15 protein-coding genes and 1 tRNA gene are annotated in these 12800 nt (G+C 68.1%); 6 read left to right on the forward strand and 10 right to left on the reverse strand.

The window, feature by feature from the left end; translation table 11 throughout:
* Positions 1-33: 33 nt before the first annotated feature.
* Together ACM9NP_RS02935 and ACM9NP_RS02940 are read left to right on the forward strand one after the other, a co-directional pair.
* Positions 34-705 (forward strand): TetR/AcrR family transcriptional regulator, encoded by a 672-nt coding sequence (locus ACM9NP_RS02935; RefSeq protein WP_415644984.1) that lies wholly within the window; start codon positions 34-36, stop codon positions 703-705.
* Entirely contained in the window at positions 702-1559 is an 858-nt protein-coding gene (locus tag ACM9NP_RS02940; RefSeq protein ID WP_415644985.1) for an alpha/beta hydrolase, read from the forward strand. Before ACM9NP_RS02935 ends, ACM9NP_RS02940 begins: the two co-directional genes overlap by 4 nt.
* On the opposite strand, the gene ACM9NP_RS02945 is transcribed toward ACM9NP_RS02940, so the two are convergent.
* The 5 genes from ACM9NP_RS02945 to nhaA form a co-directional block, all read right to left on the reverse strand.
* Positions 1549-2421, reverse strand: a complete 873-nt coding sequence (locus ACM9NP_RS02945) for a hypothetical protein (RefSeq protein ID WP_415644986.1) — start codon at positions 2419-2421, stop codon at positions 1549-1551. The two genes, ACM9NP_RS02940 and ACM9NP_RS02945, sit on opposite strands and share 11 nt — an antisense overlap.
* Positions 2422-2526: 105 nt before the next feature.
* The gene (locus ACM9NP_RS02950) at positions 2527-2934 is read right to left on the reverse strand and encodes a (deoxy)nucleoside triphosphate pyrophosphohydrolase (protein WP_415644987.1); all 408 of its coding nucleotides are present in this window, start codon (positions 2932-2934) and stop codon (positions 2527-2529) included.
* Positions 2935-3031: 97 nt separating this feature from the next.
* Positions 3032-3757 (reverse strand): GNAT family N-acetyltransferase, encoded by a 726-nt coding sequence (locus ACM9NP_RS02955; protein WP_415644988.1) that lies wholly within the window; start codon positions 3755-3757, stop codon positions 3032-3034.
* 83 nt (positions 3758-3840) lie between these two features.
* A complete protein-coding gene (locus tag ACM9NP_RS02960) occupies positions 3841-4701 on the reverse strand; it encodes an alpha/beta fold hydrolase (RefSeq protein ID WP_415644989.1) in 861 nt (286 codons plus the stop codon).
* Positions 4698-5945 (reverse strand): Na+/H+ antiporter NhaA, encoded by a 1248-nt coding sequence (gene nhaA, locus ACM9NP_RS02965; RefSeq protein ID WP_415644990.1) that lies wholly within the window; start codon positions 5943-5945, stop codon positions 4698-4700. The genes ACM9NP_RS02960 and nhaA overlap by 4 nt, the downstream gene beginning before the upstream one ends.
* Before the next feature lie 322 nt (positions 5946-6267).
* Here nhaA and ACM9NP_RS02970 point away from each other — a divergent pair, with 322 nt between their 5' ends.
* A complete protein-coding gene (locus ACM9NP_RS02970; RefSeq protein ID WP_415644991.1) occupies positions 6268-7488 on the forward strand; it encodes a cryptochrome/photolyase family protein in 1221 nt (406 codons plus the stop codon).
* 212 nt (positions 7489-7700) lie between these two features.
* On the opposite strand, the gene ACM9NP_RS02975 is transcribed toward ACM9NP_RS02970, so the two are convergent.
* From ACM9NP_RS02975 to ACM9NP_RS02985, 3 genes are read right to left on the reverse strand one after another with little or no spacing between them, the layout of a single operon-like run.
* On the reverse strand, positions 7701-8972 hold the full coding sequence (locus tag ACM9NP_RS02975; RefSeq protein ID WP_415644992.1) for an RNA polymerase sigma factor: 1272 nt from the start codon (positions 8970-8972) through the stop codon (positions 7701-7703).
* A complete protein-coding gene (locus tag ACM9NP_RS02980; protein ID WP_415644993.1) occupies positions 8972-9340 on the reverse strand; it encodes a YciI family protein in 369 nt (122 codons plus the stop codon). Before ACM9NP_RS02980 ends, ACM9NP_RS02975 begins: the two co-directional genes overlap by 1 nt.
* Positions 9341-9387: 47 nt before the next feature.
* The gene (locus ACM9NP_RS02985; RefSeq protein ID WP_415644994.1) at positions 9388-10050 is read right to left on the reverse strand and encodes a DUF998 domain-containing protein; all 663 of its coding nucleotides are present in this window, start codon (positions 10048-10050) and stop codon (positions 9388-9390) included.
* A 285-nt stretch (positions 10051-10335) separates the two neighbouring features.
* Here ACM9NP_RS02985 and ACM9NP_RS02990 point away from each other — a divergent pair, with 285 nt between their 5' ends.
* Positions 10336-10845 carry an ASCH domain-containing protein gene (locus ACM9NP_RS02990; RefSeq protein WP_415644995.1) on the forward strand — a complete coding sequence of 170 codons (510 nt, stop codon included), beginning with the start codon at positions 10336-10338 and terminating at the stop codon, positions 10843-10845.
* A gap of 272 nt (positions 10846-11117) precedes the next feature.
* Here ACM9NP_RS02990 and ACM9NP_RS02995 read toward each other — a convergent pair whose 3' ends face one another.
* A complete protein-coding gene (locus ACM9NP_RS02995) occupies positions 11118-11309 on the reverse strand; it encodes a YegP family protein (RefSeq protein WP_415644996.1) in 192 nt (63 codons plus the stop codon).
* Between the two features lie 564 nt (positions 11310-11873).
* On the opposite strand from ACM9NP_RS02995, the gene ACM9NP_RS03000 reads away from it, so the two are divergent.
* Positions 11874-12230: a peptidase inhibitor family I36 protein gene (locus tag ACM9NP_RS03000; RefSeq protein WP_415644997.1), complete on the forward strand. Its 357-nt coding sequence runs from the start codon at positions 11874-11876 to the stop codon at positions 12228-12230.
* Between the two features lie 63 nt (positions 12231-12293).
* Here the strand turns inward: ACM9NP_RS03000 and ACM9NP_RS03005 are convergent.
* Positions 12294-12370, reverse strand: a tRNA-Met gene (locus tag ACM9NP_RS03005).
* 185 nt (positions 12371-12555) lie between these two features.
* Between ACM9NP_RS03005 and ACM9NP_RS03010 the strand changes: the two genes are divergently transcribed.
* A complete protein-coding gene (locus tag ACM9NP_RS03010; RefSeq protein ID WP_415644998.1) occupies positions 12556-12777 on the forward strand; it encodes an SCO4848 family membrane protein in 222 nt (73 codons plus the stop codon).
* Positions 12778-12800 lie beyond the last annotated feature (23 nt).

Here is a 12800-nt window from a genome sequence, read left to right on the forward strand (position 1 = left end):
CAACCAATCGATTGATCGGATTCGAGGAGTGCCGTGGTCACCAACTGGGAACCCCGCCGTTTGAACGCCGTCGCGGTCGCGTTGCCCGAGACCGCCACGCCGTCCGGCACCCGCGGCCGCGTCCTGCTCGCCGCGCTCGCCCTGTTCGCCGAGTACGGCTTCCACGGCACGTCGATCCGACAGCTCGGCGCCGAGGCCGGGATCAACTCCGCGACCCTCTACTCGCACTATCCGTCCAAACAGCACATCCTCGCCGAGCTGGTCCTCATCGGGCACCGGGAACTGCACGAGCGGCTCCAAACCGCGCTCGTCGACGCGCCGGCCGACCCGACGGCCCGGCTCTGCGCGCTCGTTCGGGCGCAAGTCCACGCGCACACCGACTTTCCGCTGCTCGCGCTCGTCGCCAACGCGGAACTCCACGCCCTGGCCCCGGAACGGGCCGCGCCTGCGCTCGCCCTCCGCGAACAGTCCCGCCAGCTCCTCGGTCACGTCCTGCGCGCCGGCGTCGACCAAGGCGTCTTCCGGCTCGCCGATCCCGTGCTCGCGGGAATCGCGATCTCGTCGATGGGCATCCGCGTCGCCAACTGGTTCGGCCCCGACCAGCCCTACACCCGCGACGACGTGGGCGACCAGTACTGCGAATACGCGCTGCGCATCGTCGGCGCCGAACAATCCACACAGAACCCGAAAGGTGAAGGATCATGAAAACCCTCGACATTCCCGTACCCGGAGGTACCCTTCGCGCCCTGCGGTTCGGCGACGGACCGAAGGTCATCCTCGCGGCGCACGGCATCACGGCCTCCGCCATGTCCTTCTCGGCCGTCGCGAGGCACCTGCCGGAGTCGTTCCAGCTCGTCGCCGTCGACCTCCGTGGTCGTGGTGGCAGCGCGGACCAACCGGGGCCCTACGGAATGGACACCCACGCGGGCGACCTCAACGCCGTCGCCGAACATCTCGGCGCGCCGGTGGTCCTGACGGGCCAGTCGATGGGCGCCTACGCCGCGCTGCGGGCCGCCGCCGCGCGCCCCGAGCTGTACTCCCGGCTCGTCCTCATCGACGGTGGGCTCCCGCTGCCCGTCCCGGCCGGTGTCGACCCCGACGCGATCGTCGCGGCGACCGTCGGGCCAGCCGTCGCTCGGCTGTCCGAGACCTACCCCTCGGAGGACGCGTACCTCGAGTTCTTCCGCGCGCACCCCGCGCTCGGTCCGGACTGGAACGAGGACATGGCCGCCTACGTCCGTTACGACGTCTCCGAAGTCGGGGACGGCGCGGTCCGATCCCGCGTCAATCCGGCCGCCGTCACCGCCGACGGCCGCGACCTCGTCGTCGGTTCCGAGGCGATTCAACGCGACATCGCGACCCTGACCGTCCCGACGACACTGTTGTACGCGCCCAAGGGAATGCTCGGCGCGGCACCGGGACTGCTACCGCAGGCGCTCGTCGATCACTGGGCCGCCCAAGGCACCTTCACGGCGCGGCTGGTCGAGGACACCAACCACTACACGATCCTGATGACGCCCGGACCCGCCGCCGTCATCGCGGAGACGCTCACGGCGTGACCACCGGTGCCGGTGTCTCGAATCGGCCGTCCGGCACGCTCAGGCGCGCCCGATCGAGGCGCTCCGCGACGAGATCGTCGTGGGTGATCGTGAAGTCCCCGTTCCGGAACAGGGCGCCTTGGTCGTCCATCCAGGACAGCCGGACGCCGCTGACGCGATCGGGCAGGAAACGGCGCAGCGCGTGCCGCAGGCGGCCCCGGTACGTCACCCGGTGGCCCCAATCGGACGTCGCGTCCCCGGTCGACCAGATCAGTACGTGATCCCGGTCGACCGGGGCGCCGAGAGCCGGAACCGATCCGGCGTGCTCGTCCACTCCTGGTAGAACGAGCAGGTCGGGGTCGTCGGGGCGGTACCACAGCATCAACGGGTGCGCCCGTCTCATGTCCGCGTTGTCGAAACAGCACAGGACGATCGTGTGCGATGGAAAGCGCGCCGCGTAGAACTCGCACAGCTCGGCCGAGACGGCGGGGCGCCTGCGGTAGTCCACTTGAGATAGCGCTGCGGGGATCGCGTTCGCGTCGTCGGCGAGGACGATCGTGTAGATGTCGTGGTCGAACACGACGGCGCCGCCGCTCGCGGCCATGGCCGCCGCAACGCCGCCCCTCATGGTCGGACCGGCGCCGATCGGTACCGCGGTCGCCATGTCGTCCAGGACGTTCCCGCGAGCGCCGACGGAGATGAACTGTTCCGGTGACAAGTCCGCCGTGGGGAGGTGCAGGAGCATCGCGTTCGGTCCGTCGCTGAGGTTCATCGCGGCGTTCTGGTAGCCGAAGACGTTGACGAGACCGAGCTCCGGGTCCCGGAGTCGGCCGGTGTAGACGATGGTCTGCGAGAAGTTCGCCGACGCGGCCGATACGCACATGCGGACACGATAGCCACACTCCGCATCCATCGTCGCGGACACCCGGCCATTGATGTCTCTAATGGATCATCCGCTTCGGTGGTGCATGGTGCGCCGGTTCTGGGCTCAGTCCTGCCCGTCGACGTCGGCGCTGAGCAGCCGGACGGCGGGCAGGTCGGGTTCGGCCCAGTCGAGTGCCGCCAACTCCGAACGCGCGAACCACTCCAGGAGGTCGTGGTCGGTGCTCGCGATGGGAGCGCCGTCGGTTTCCTCCACGTGGTAGCAACTCAGGTCGATGCGCCGATTCTCGATGGTGGTCACCGAGCGATCCAGGAGCTCGCCGACGTCGATCGCGATGCCGAGCTCCTCCCGGATCTCGCGCCGCAGCGCCGCCTTGGGATCCTCACCCGCTTCGACCTTCCCGCCGGGAAACTCCCACTTCCCGCCGCCGGGTCGCCCGGCCGCCCGTCGACACGCGAGCACCCGGCCCCCGTCCACGAACACGGCGGCGACGACCCGAATCCCATTCGACATGACAAGCTCCCACTGTTGAACGTCCATGATGAACCAACGGTACGGAGCGGCGCTACGACGACGTCGTACCGGCACGCGGGTCGACGGGAAACCCCCGTCACGGGTCGGTGAGTTCGAAGCTCAGTTGGGTGCCGAGGGTGCGGAAGCCGAGGGTGCGGGCGGCGCGTTGGGAGGGGAGGACGCGGGCGCGCCACTGCGGCAGGAAGCCGTTCGCGAGGGCGTGGGCCGTCGCCGCCGCTCCCACGGCCTTGGCCAGACCCTTGTTGCGCCAATGCGGCGCGGTCAGGACGCCGATGTGGGCGGTCCGCCGCGGCCAGGTGTGATATCCCGCCGCCGCGACGATGAGGTCGTCCGCCCGGATCGCGAACACGGGGGAGTCGCAGGCGGTCAGGCCCGCCTCGGCGGCGTCGGCCTCCCCGGCGAGAGCCTCCGGGTGTGCGAGATCGGGATGATCCGACGCCAATTGCTCCACTGGGGATGTTCCAGTCGCGGATGTTCGGAAGCCGGACTCGTCGGCGTAGGCCAGTGTCGCCGGTCCGAGGACGTTCATGACCGGCAGAAGGCGTTGAATGACGGTCGCGTCGATGACGGCGCCGACCGGCGTGGTTCCCAAGTGCTTGCGGACGAGACGTTCGGCCCGTTCGCTGCGCACGGTCACGATCGCGGCGTCTCCGAGAGCCACCACCCCGATCCAACCCGCCGGCGACAGCTTGGAGTCGGGGGCCACCGCGATGTTGACCCGCCCCGGGACGAAGCGGACCTGCGTGGTCGCCAGTTCCTCCCACAGTCGGCGGGCTCGCGCCATCAATTGATCGGTCGTCATGTGTGAATCCTGTCGCATCCGGGCGGCAAAGCCTAACCGTTTTGGGACGACACCATGCCTTCGGCCACGAGCGCTCCGAAGCCTCAGCGGGCCACGGACGAAAGCAGCTCCGCGACCAACGGGACCACATCGGACGGACGTTCCTCCACGGCGAGATGTCCGACTCCGGACAGGACCAGCGCGGACGCTCCCAACAGCCGCGCGGTGGCGGACGTGAGTCGCCGAGGAGGCAGGAAGCGGTCGTATTCGCCACTGGCGACGATCAGAGGTTCGCGCGCGCTCGCCCGAAGGACCGCGACCGGCTGAGGGGACGGAGCCAGTGTTGAACGGCAATGTGTTCCGACGAGCCGCATCCAGTCGACCGTGTCCTTCGACGGCGCGGATCCCGGCGCCGTGAACAGTTCCAGCATTCGTCGAGTGCTTCGCGCGGTCGGCGCCAACAACCAGGCCGTCGAGCGCGCCGCCATCGCGGGGTCGAGCCGCAACCGCATGATCCCGGCCGGTGAGTACAACAGGCGCGCCGCGATCCGTTCAGATCGGCAGCCGAGGACGATCGCGGCGCCCATCGAGTTGCCGATTGCCACGACGTCCCGCGCGTCGAGCGCGTCGAGCGCCGCCGACAACGTCCCTGCGTACCAACCGTTGTGAGGGTTCCGTGGTCGAAACTCGCTCGACAGCCCGGGCTGGCCCGGTACGTCGATCACCGCGGTTCCCCATCGCCGTCCGAGGACGGCGGCGACGTCGAGACAGGTCGCGGCGTTGAAGTTCGTACCCGGAACGAGCACCACTCGTACCGGACCGCTCCCCACGTTCGTGACATGGACGTCGGCGGCGTCGGCCCGGACGACCCGGGTGCTGTGCGGCGTTCGCCACGCTGCCAGGCGATTCTCACACCAGTCGCGGATCGCCCGGTGCGCCGCCGGGCTCCGGTACACGGACTTCACGCGTCCTCCCCGGTATGGGCGATGCCGGGCCGCTCGGCTTGGGCACGGTAGTGCCGGTTCCTGGCCCCCAGTACGACGACGGCGAGACCGACCGCCGCGATCGAGCCGATCAACACGCCCGACTTCGCCTGCGCGAGCAGGGTTTCGTGCGCGGGGTACGACAGTTCGGCGATGAGCAGCGAGACGGTGAAACCGATTGCGGCGAGCTGACACATCCCGACTATGTCCATCCAGGACAAGCTCGGGTCGAGGCGCGCTCGTGTCAGTCGCGTGGTCAGCCACGCTCCGCCGAGGATGCCGACGAGTTTTCCTCCGATCAGCCCCACGATGACTCCCGTCGCGACGGGGCTCGTGATGATCGTCGCGAAGCCGTCGAAGGAGACACCCGCGGCCGACAGCGCGAACACCGGCAGCGCCACCCCCATGACCAAGGGCCGCAGCAGTCTTTCCATGCGGTGACTGGGATCCAGGGTTTCCGTCGGTCGGCGCCGCGTGCGCATGAGGACGCCCATCGCGACGCCCGCGATCGTCGCGTGAATGCCGCTCGCGTGCGTCAACGTCCAGATCGCGACGGCGAGCGGCGGGTAGATCAGCCACCGGCCGACGCGCGTCTCGTCGAGAACGCGGGACTGTTGCAGCCAGCCGAACAGCCCCAGCAACGCCACCGCGATGAGCAGGGGAGCAACGGCGATACTCGCGGTGTAGAACACCGCGATGACGACGATCGCGATGAGATCGTCGACGACCGCCAGCGTCAGCAGGAATGTCCGCAGCGCCGGGGGCAGGTGTCGTCCGACGAGGGCGAGGACCGCCAACGCGAACGCCACGTCCGTGGCCATCGGGATGCCCCAACCGCCGCCGGCGTCCGGATCGCCCGCGGTGATACCGAGGAAGATGGCGGCCGGAACGAGCGCTCCGCAGGCGGCGGCGACGATCGGGACGACCGCCTGACGTGGATCGCGCAGCGGCCCGGTGACGAACTCCTGCTTGAGTTCGTTGCCGACGAGGAAGAAGAACAGCGCGAGCAGCCCGTCGGCCGCCCATACCTCCGTCGATAGGCGCAAGTGGAGGCCGCTCGGTCCGAATGTGTACTCGCGTACGGCGTCATAGCTCGCCGACCACGGTGAGTTCGCCCAGAGCAGGGCCACGGCGGCTGCGGCGATGAGCAGGAGACCGCCGGTTCGGTCCTGGCGCAACGCGGCGGTGATTCGCCCCGCGATGCCGCTACCGTTCGCGTCGTTCATCGCCGTACACCCCGCGTATCGTCTGATATGGATGAAGTGGGGTTCGGGCGTGTGTCGGGTATCGGGCTCAAAGGCATGGGCACGCGGTCTTCCGGGGTCGACGGCAACGACAACGCCGACCAGACTTCCCGGCACACCGCGCATGATTCTACCGACGCGGGACGATCTCACCGACGATCGTGTGCGGTGTCACCCGGGCTTCTATATATCCGTCTACATAGAAGGCTCACCGCTGGCAACGGCTCGACATGGTCGGTGGACGCGCCTTCGCCCCCGGCACCGCGGAATGGCCTAGGGTGAATCGGGGCAGGGGAGGTGGCGCATGGGGACGGCGATCGCGTTGTTCACGCGGGATCTGCGAGTGACGGACAATCCGATGCTCACGGAGGCCCACAGCCTGGGTGACGACGTCATCCCGCTGTTCATAGTGGATGAGCGTTTGGCGGTGCCGCCCAACCGGGCGCGATTTCTCCGCGACTGTCTGATCGACCTGCGCGGTTCCCTACGCGAACTCGGTGGCGATCTCGTCGTCATCAGGGGCGACACCGAGGCGACCCTTCGGCGCATCGGCGAGCGGGCGCCCGTCGACACGGTCGTCATGGCGGAGGACTACAGCAGCTACGCACGGACCAGACGGCGTCGCGTCGAGAGGGCCTGCGCGGCGATCGGGGCGTCGCTGCGGATCACCGACGGGACCGCGATCGTCCCACCGGGAGCCGCCACGCCCACGACGGGCGGTGACCACTATCGAGTGTTCACACCGTACTCGCGGGCCTGGGCCGCCGCGCGGTGGAGGAAGCTCGTCGACGCCCCGCGCGCCATCAGCATGCCGTCCGGCATCACCGGAGACGATCCCGACAACGTCGTCGGCCCAGTGCGCGCCGAGTCGCCAGACATCCCCGAAGGAGGAGAGACTCAGGGCCGCCACCGATGGGAGGCCTGGGCCGAACGCGGCGTCGATTACGACAGCGTCCACGACGATCTCGCAGCCGACGACACGACCCGCCTCAGCCCGTACATCCACTTCGGATGCGTCTCGGCGCTGGAGTTGGCGACGGACCCACGCGCTCCCGACGCCCTGATCCGGCAACTGTGCTGGCGGGACTTCTTCTGTCAGGTCCTCGCGGCGAACCCGCGCCTGACGTCGGCACCGTACCGCTTCCCCGAGAAGGACACCTGGTCACATGACCCGGATGCGTTGGCGGCGTGGCAATCCGGTAGTACCGGAGTCGACATCGTCGACGCGGGGATGCGGCAGTTGCGGACAGAGGGTTGGATGCACAACCGGGCACGCCTGATCACCGCGTCGTATCTGACGAAGGTTCTCGACGTCGACTGGCGGCACGGCGCCGCGTGGTTCGATCGTTGGCTCGTGGACGCGGACGTCGCCAACAACTACGGCAATTGGCAGTGGGTCGCGGGAACGGGCAACGACCCTCGACCCAACCGCCGGTTCAACCTCGATCGTCAAGCGCGACGCTTCGATCCGGACGGCCGGTACGTCGCCCGATACCTGGACCGCGCGGACGACCGATCCGGTTGACGGTCCGGCTCAGGTCTCTCGGCCAGCGCCAAGACGCCGCATCGACCGCCGTGCGCGTCTCCTCGGTTTGACGAGAACACGACGGTTCGCGTCGATAATGGAGGGTGCTCGGTGATCCACCGCGCCACGACCACCCACGGCAACTCCTGTTGCGGGATACCGCTGGTCACCGCGCACGTCCTATCCGTCGGTGCCGATGACGTCCCGCTCGCCTAGTCCTGCTCGGCGCGGCGCCGCAGATACCGCTGCTCGACCGTGTTGCCGGTTCGTTCTGCCGCCGAAAGGTACTCGTCCCGGGCCCGCGCGCGCTCGCCGACGAGGTCCAGCAGGTGCGCGCGCACTGCGGGGACCCGCCCGGTGACGAGAGGGGACTCCGAGAGTCCGTGCGCGCGATCGAGTTCGTCGAGCAGCGCCAGACCCCGTTGCGGGCCGTACGCGTGGGCGACCGCCACGACCCGACTGAGCCGCACCGGCGCGGTCGGTTCGAGTCGTTCCAGCCACAGATAGAGCGCCGCGATCTGCGGCCAATCGGTGTCCTCGGTGCCCGTCGCCTCGGCGTGCACGGCCGCAATCGCCGCCTGGAGCTGGTAGCCGCCGACCTGGTCCCGCCGCCACGCCGCCTCGATCAGGGTCACGCCCTCGGCGATCATGTCCCGATCCCATCGACCACGGTCCTGATCGGACATCGGGACGAGTTCGTGATCGACGTCCATCCGGGCGGGCCGACGAGCCTCCGTGAGCAACATCAACGCCAGGAGACCTTGGGCCTCCGAACTCTGCGGCATCAGCTCGCACAGCATGCGGGAAAGCCGGATGGCCTCCAACGTCAGATCGGCTCGGCTGAGCTCGTTCCCCGCCGAGGTCGTGTAACCCTCGTTGAAGACGAGATAGAGAACCCTCATGACCGTGTCGACCCGCCGCCGCGCGTCGTCCGCGTCGGTGAGTTCGAATCGCGCCCCCGACCGCTTCAACTGCTGCTTCGCCCGGCTGATCCGCGTCCCCATCGTCTGCTCCGTCACGCCGTACGCGTGCGCGATCTCCACCGTCCGCAGACCTCCGACGGCACGCAGCGTCAACGCGATCTGCGACGCGACACTGAGGACGGGATGGCAACACAGGAGAAACAGGTTGAGACTGTCGTCGCGCTCGATCGCGGCCGGACCCGGCCGCTCCGGGGCGTAGGACCGGGGGTCGGTGTGGGCCACCGTCAACTGACGACGCCGCTCGGCCTGCTCCGATCGAAGTCGATCGATCATTCTCCGGTAGGCGACCCGGATGAGCCACGCGCGCGGGTCGTCCGGTGTCCCATCATCCCTCCATTGACGACTGGCGGCCAGGAACGCCTCCTGCACCGCGTCCTCGGCCACGTCGAAGCGGCCGAACCGGCGCACCAGCGCGCCGAGCACCTGCGGCGCCTCACCGCGCAGCAGGTGCTCGACGTTCGTCCGATTCTCGTCGCCGGACGACGGCATCGTCGTGCCCATCAGGCGAAATCGTCGCCCATGATCGGGCGAATCTCGATGGGTTCGCCGAGCACCGCGACGATGCGGGACGTGATGTCACGCGCCCGTTCAAGGCTGCTGCACTCGATGACGGCGAAGCTCGCGAGCACCTCCTTGAGTTCCGCGAAGGGGCCGTCGGTCGCGATGGCGCCCGCGTCGCCGGGACGGACGGTGACGCTGACGGCGGGGTGCCCCAGCCCTTCGCTGGTCACGAACTCGCCCGTCCGCCGAAGTTCCTCCTCGAACCGTTGGTAGGCCGCGAAAGCCGCCAAGGCCTCGTCGGACGGCGCATCGGCGGTCGTCGCGTCCCAACTGGCGGTGGGCGTGTAACTGAGCAAGAGGAACTTCACGTTTCGCCTTCCCGTACGCGGAACTCTCGTTGATCGCGGACACGGCGTCACCGAATGGATCGTCGCAGCGTCAGCGCGGTAACAGTAGTCCAGGTGAACGCGATGAGGCCGGTCCCGGCGATCTGGAGGCTCGAATCGGTGGGGGAGACCGGCAGGAGCAAGACCAGCGCGACGAACCCGTGCCCGGTCGCGGCCCAGGCCCGGCGCTCCCGGATCGATCGGATCATCGAGGTGACGCAGGCGATGGCGAGACCGACGAACGCGACGGCCGCGGCCACCGAGTGCACGATGCCGTGCCAGGACATCGCCGCCGCCGGGCCGGCGGGGGTTCCGATCGGGAAACCGTGCTGCGGGTCCATGGTGAACGAACCGGCGACGACGAAGCCGAAACCGAAGACGGCCAGGAGGATCGGGACGAGACGCCGCCCGACACCGTCGGTGACGAGTCGGCGATACGTGACCGCGAGCGCCAGCACGCCGAGCCCGGCAATGATGAAGGTGGCCGCCTGGATCCAGCCGAGCTCTCCTGTGGATAGTTGGCTGATCGGGTGAACGCTCAGGTTGAAGCCTTCGCGTGTCAGTATCTGCGCGGTCGCTGACAGGTAGAAGACCGGTCCGGCGAGCGCGGCGGCGATGAGCAGGGAGCGCGTGGAGCGCGTTGATTCCCGGCCCACCACGTCGCGGGCGGATCGGGTGGTGACCGTGTGCATGGATACTCCTCGGCGGTGTGCCGTCCGGCCTCGTGGCTCGGATCGGGGGACACGGGTACGTCGGAGCACTCGACCCGATCTCGACACGACCGCCAAGAAATCTTTCGACCTCGCTGTGTCGATGCTCCTTCGGTGGGCGCGTGCCAGGGGCCGAGGCTCGGAGATCGCCGATGACCTCTCCGGCGAAATGGGCTGGAGACACGAAACCCGGTCCGGTGGCGGCGTCGACCCGCCGACGTCGGAAAAGCCGTGTCGATCGCTGTCGGCCTTGTGCATAATCGCCGCATGACCGAACCCCGAGGCGCCGCCGCGCCTGTCGACGACACAGCCGCCACCCGCATGTGGGCGGATTACGAGTCGGCCCGACCGGCGCTGGCCGACGCGTGCCCGGAATACACGGTCGAGCACTTCGGGGACTCGGCGGAACTCGCCGACGAGCTACTGGACCTGGTGCTGTCCTGTGGAAAACGGGCGACGGCGGAGCTGGTGTCGGAGTTCGCGGCCCGGGGCGACAGCCTCCCCAGGATCGGTTCCCACTGGATCGCCTGTGACGGCGCCGGCGTGCCTCGGATCGTCATCCGCACGACGGAGTTGCGCATCGGGGACTTCACCACCGCCGACGCGGCGTTCGCCTTCGATGAGGCCGAGGGCGACCGGTCCTTGGAGACCTGGGCCGAAGGCCACCGACGGTACTGGCAGCGCACCTGCGCGGCCCGGGGGGCAGTGTGGTCGGAATCAGACGAGATCGTTTTCGAGCGTTTCCACGTCGTGTGGCCACCGGAACTGGCCGACTGACTGGCGGGGGACCGAACCCTTCGGCACGTTCAGTCGTGGTCGTCTCGCTTCGACCGTCGGGTTGTGGTGGACGCCCCCGAACCGTGATGGTTCGAGGGCGTCCTTTTCGGTAGCCGGGCAAGGTTCTTAACCTGCGACCTCCGGGTCATGAGTTGAGAGATGCCAGTCTCGACACGTCCTCTGGCCTCGGGTGTGTCGATCTGTCTCGGACTGAACGGCCGTCGTCGCTTCGAGACGGCTCCCCCTGTGGCGATGTGGTGAAGGTGTTGCGCCTAGTTGTCGGACAGGTCCACGATCGGCGCGTCCGCGGCGATCGCTTTGACCGATTCGACTCCGATCACCGCGTTCTCGCGGTTCTCGTAGCCTTGGCCGGATGCCACAATCTGGCCGTTGGCGGCGCGCAGGTGGAAATACACCAGCCCGTCCGTACCAACGAACAGTTCGAATTTGGCCTCGCCTGCCATGTCATCCCCCTCTGGATCAGTGGGGGTCGATTGTCGCCGGTACCTCCTGATACGGGGCGCGTCGACACGCCTCGACGACTCGTGAATGTGGATGCGGGATCCTCGACGGTCGATGGACGCACAGTGGACCTTTATCGGTGTGGTGATTCCCTGTGCGCTTGAGCAGAGACGACGAAACCACCCACGCGCGGCCGCGGCGCCGTTGGTGAGAAGACTGCGGGCGCGACGAAAGCCGTGCTTCGGGCGTTTACGTCGGGGTCGATTCGGTGTCTTGTCGTCCGGAGTTTCGGGCTGGTTCCCGAGTGATCAGTGCGCCAGAGGTCCACGAGGTGCCTCGACCCTTCGGCAAGGGCGTCACGATCCGGTGTGGATGTGGTCCGATGGCGTTCGTGCATGACTCGCCCAATAGGACGATCCTGTGATCTGGTCGTCCTTCTGGTCGGGCGGCTTGCTTGGCGATTCAGCGCACCAACGCGCGTGTTTTTCGCTGTCCTGGGCGTTTTGTCCTGGTAGGAATGTGGCGTGCGTCCCAATCGCGACGCGACTTTTCTCAGGGGGAGACAAATGCAGCAGGTGATGCGGGCTGTATGGGCCGCTGCGGCAGGTGCGACGGCGGCGATGGTGATGGCCGCTCCGGCGCTGGCCGCCGGCACGACCTACCCGGTCAACAGTTTCCATGAATGCCACCCGACCTCGGTGTGCGTATGGGAGGAGCCGGAATTCATTGGCCAGGGAATCGGGCATTTCGACCCGGATCCCAACCGGTGTTACTCCGGTCAAGTGCAGTCCCTGTTCAACCGGGCGATGGGCGATGTGGTCGTCTTCGACGACCCGCAGTGTCAATGGCCCATCGTCAGGGTGGGGCCAGACCAGGCGAGGCCCTTCGTTCCGGGCCAAAGCTGGATGTACCAGCCCTTCTAACCGGCGTCGAATCACCGATGCGGGAGCCGCCCTCGAACCGTGATGGTTCGAGGGCGTTTTACCTGGTAGCGGGGACAGGATTTGAACCTGCGACCTCCGGGTTATGAGCCCGGCGAGCTACCGAACTGCTCCACCCCGCGCTGCTTGTACGAAACCCTACCTGGGCCGCGTTCCAGCCGATACCCCGCACCCGAGGCCGGAGCGTTTCCGCAGCGTATGAGGCATGATCGGGCTCTGGGCCGTCCGTACGGCCGGACGTGGTGCCCCGCGTGACATCGGCTCCGGGCCACGTTCCGGCGTTTGGGGCGGTCGGGAGAATGTCCGGATGAAGTCAACCCGCCGGACCGCCGGTTTCATCCTGCTCGTCGCCGCGTTCATGGTCTTCGAATGGATCATGCTCGGCTTCAACCTCGCGGACGGCCACCCCACGGCCTTCTATGTCGTGCACGGCATCCTGATCGCCGTCAACCTTCTGATCGCGCTCGTCCTGGGCGTCATCGGCGTTCGGGCCTGGCGCTCCCACCGCTCCGCCCCGTCCGACGGCTGATCCACGTCACCGGTCGCCCCAGG

The sequence above is a fragment of the Stackebrandtia soli genome (assembly GCF_965137155.1).
GTDB classification, from domain to species: Bacteria; Actinomycetota; Actinomycetes; order Mycobacteriales; family Micromonosporaceae; genus Stackebrandtia; species Stackebrandtia soli.

Bases quoted from the DNA above. Each gene is read 5' to 3' on its own strand.
- ACM9NP_RS02940 (WP_415644985.1), top strand. From the start codon at position 702: ATGAAAACCCTCGACATTCCCGTACCCGGAGGTACCCTTCGCGCCCTG.
- ACM9NP_RS02945 (WP_415644986.1), bottom strand. From the start codon at position 2,421: ATGTGCGTATCGGCCGCGTCGGCGAACTTCTCGCAGACCATCGTCTAC.
- ACM9NP_RS02950 (WP_415644987.1), bottom strand. From the start codon at position 2,934: ATGTCGAATGGGATTCGGGTCGTCGCCGCCGTGTTCGTGGACGGGGGC.
- ACM9NP_RS02955 (WP_415644988.1), bottom strand. From the start codon at position 3,757: ATGACGACCGATCAATTGATGGCGCGAGCCCGCCGACTGTGGGAGGAA.
- nhaA (WP_415644990.1), bottom strand. From the start codon at position 5,945: ATGAACGACGCGAACGGTAGCGGCATCGCGGGGCGAATCACCGCCGCG.
- ACM9NP_RS02970 (WP_415644991.1), top strand. From the start codon at position 6,268: ATGGGGACGGCGATCGCGTTGTTCACGCGGGATCTGCGAGTGACGGAC.
- ACM9NP_RS02975 (WP_415644992.1), bottom strand. From the start codon at position 8,972: ATGGGCACGACGATGCCGTCGTCCGGCGACGAGAATCGGACGAACGTC.
- ACM9NP_RS02985 (WP_415644994.1), bottom strand. From the start codon at position 10,050: ATGCACACGGTCACCACCCGATCCGCCCGCGACGTGGTGGGCCGGGAA.
- ACM9NP_RS02990 (WP_415644995.1), top strand. From the start codon at position 10,336: ATGACCGAACCCCGAGGCGCCGCCGCGCCTGTCGACGACACAGCCGCC.
- ACM9NP_RS02995 (WP_415644996.1), bottom strand. From the start codon at position 11,309: ATGGCAGGCGAGGCCAAATTCGAACTGTTCGTTGGTACGGACGGGCTG.
- ACM9NP_RS03000 (WP_415644997.1), top strand. From the start codon at position 11,874: ATGCAGCAGGTGATGCGGGCTGTATGGGCCGCTGCGGCAGGTGCGACG.
- ACM9NP_RS03010 (WP_415644998.1), top strand. From the start codon at position 12,556: ATGAAGTCAACCCGCCGGACCGCCGGTTTCATCCTGCTCGTCGCCGCG.